Genomic DNA, 2628 nt, shown 5'->3' with positions numbered 1-2628 from the left:
AAAACAAGCTATATGTTAAGAATGTAGAGCGAGTGGCAGCCGCTGCTGATGGTGTGCATAAGGTTGATGAGGCCAAGGTTGCGGTTGCAACAGCACTTAATCAACGTTTTGCTGGAAAGCAGGTTCCATCAGCCGTTAGTGTGTTGGTTGAAAATGGCTGGAAGGAACTGCTGAACCTCACCCATATAAAATATGGTGAAGATAGTGAGCAGTGGCATACTTATTTATCGGTTCTTGATCGTCTAATTGCTTTTGGAGACAATCCTGAAATCCCCGTTGATGCTAAGAAAATTATTCCTGTTATTCAAGAAGGTCTGAAACAGGTATCGGGAACGAATGAAGCGTCTGGCACTGTAAGAGAGTCGTTAAAGCATCTTATTCAAAATGCGCCACGTGGTTGCCATAATATGGTGCAAGCTAAGTTACAAGACCTGCCAGAGACTGAAGATGACTTGGTGCAACGAAACCTTACTAAGTCTCAAGAGCTCAAAACCTGGATTCTAAAAGCAAAATCTATTGAAACGGGTACTTGGCTGCAACTTGAGCGAGAAGGAAAGGAACCGCAATACATGCGCTTGGTCTGGATAGCGAAAGGCTATAGCAAGTTCGTATGTGTAAACCATCAGGGTATGAAAGTTATTGAGCTGGGCTTACTAAAGTTTGCGACGTACCTAAGAGACCGGCGAATATCTCTGGATTTTGATTATGAACTACCCATGGTTAACCAGAGCCTCGACAATATGGTTGCCGAGGTTTACGACAAGATAGCGTATGAGTCGAATTATGACGAAGGTTCAGGCCTAATACGTAAATCAGAGTTTTGTCGTCAGGTTAGAACCTTGATGAAGAAAGGCAAGCGAACTGCAGAGTGTTACTTACTCTATATTCGTTTTTACGATACCAAAACAGATGATGCAGCAAGTTTGGAGCCGAGTTTCGCTAAGGATGTTGCAGGTCAATTGAGTGGTATGCTTGGTGGTGGTGTTTTAGGGCGGGTTAATGATTCTGACTTCGTCTTATTTACGGTTGACCATGGCGAAGAGTTTTTAGGTTTGCGGTGCCAGGATACGCTGGAGACTCTATGTGAGTCTGAAGAGACTGCATTGTCAGTGTTGATTGGTGAAAGTAAGGCGCATATGGGGTTTTATAACCCAGAGTCAATGATTCGTGCTGCATTAGAGTTAATTGAAGAGAGCTTTGCCCGAATACATCAAAGTGATGAGGGTGTCGATGGATCAGATTCAGAGTATCGAAATGAGCTTGAAGACGAGTTTGCCTCGGATGGCGTTCGTGTTAATGAACCAGAGCCTGTCGCCAATTCAGACAATATCCCGACTTTATATATTGACGAGTCAGAAAACATTTTACCTGAAGATATAGATTTTAGTGCGCTGACGCTTGAGCTGAAGATGCAGGTTGTGGAGTGTTTAAACAATACTGAGAGTGAGGCCGATGCGTCGAGCAGCAATAGCGTATTACAGAATCACGTGAACCTGTCGTGCTTTGTTGAGGGGGGGCAATCGCCTTTTGAGGTCAGTGGCGATGAAGATGCCAAAGAGCTGGATGCATGGTGGATTGCGCAGCTGATAGCCTTGCAGGCACATCAGCACCCTGTTTTAGATGATGAGAACTATGTCCGAGTGCAGATTAGTGGTTACTCTTTATGCGATGAAGAGTTTACTGAACAAATGCTTTCTCTTTCCAGAGCAGGGAAAATTCCCGCTAGAAAAGTATGTTTTGATCTATATGACTGCGCAGCGATTGAAGATATTCACTCTGCGGTGGCTTATATGAACCAATTAAAAGCGGAAGGCTTCAAATTTTGTCTCGATCACTTTGGCTCAGAGCGGTCTCCGTTTGCCTTTCTCAAAGCGTTGCCTTTCGATATGATCAAAATTGATGAGTCGTTTATGGAAGAGCTGAATCAAGCCGAAGGTGATGAAAAGGCGGCGGATTCGATTATAGAAATCGCTCACTATTTAGGTAAGAAAGTCTTGGCTAATGCCGTTGACACAGCCATCTGTCTGCAAAAAATGAAGCACTTGAAGGTCGATTTTGTTCAGGGCTCTTCCGTCTCTGCTTATATCGATTTATAGCAAGAGGCATAGAGCGAATTAGTGAGTTTAATTCGCTCTATATATTCAAGAACTATGGCTCAGGCTTCTTTTATCTCATAGCTGTGAGCGATTTCCACACCGCCTTTCTCAAGCATAATCGAAGCAGAGCAATACTTTTCAGCAGAGAGAGAAACGGCTCTTTTTACTTGGCTTTCTTTAAGCTGCTCACCACTGACAATGAAGTGGATGCTGATCTTGGTAAAAACACTGGGGACTTCGTCGGCACGTTCTGCGTCGATAATTGCTTGGCAGTCAGTTACGTTTTGACGGGATTTTTGCAGAATGCTCATGACGTCAAATGATGTGCAGCCACCCAAACCTAGTAGCAGCATTTCCATAGGTCGAGGGCCTTGGTTTTTTCCGCCATGGTCAGGAGGGCCATCCATTACTATTTCATGACCTGAGCCTGATTGACCTACAAATTTGGCGTCACCGCCCCAATTAATTGTTACGTTCATGTGTGTACCTAATGAGTATTCGTAATGAGAATTGAATTAGCGAAATTGCGTCG

The 2628-nt window shown here is 44.0% G+C and carries 2 protein-coding genes; one reads left to right on the top strand and one right to left on the bottom strand.

Translation table 11 applies throughout. The features are described from left to right. Positions 1 to 2096: DUF1631 family protein (locus tag A3735_RS20220; protein WP_156499791.1), on the top strand; the 2096-nt coding region annotated here is incomplete at its 5' end. Between the two features lie 59 nt (positions 2097 to 2155). Here the strand turns inward: A3735_RS20220 and A3735_RS20215 are convergent. Then, entirely contained in the window at positions 2156 to 2575 is a 420-nt protein-coding gene (locus A3735_RS20215) for an OsmC family protein (RefSeq protein WP_068512558.1), read from the bottom strand. Positions 2576 to 2628: the final 53 nt, after the last annotated feature.

The organism is Oleiphilus sp. HI0061, assembly GCF_001635675.1.
This window is presented reverse-complemented; position numbering and strand designations above follow the sequence as displayed.

Bases quoted from the DNA above. Each gene is read 5' to 3' on its own strand.
- A3735_RS20215 (WP_068512558.1), bottom strand. From the start codon at position 2,575: ATGAACGTAACAATTAATTGGGGCGGTGACGCCAAATTTGTAGGTCAA.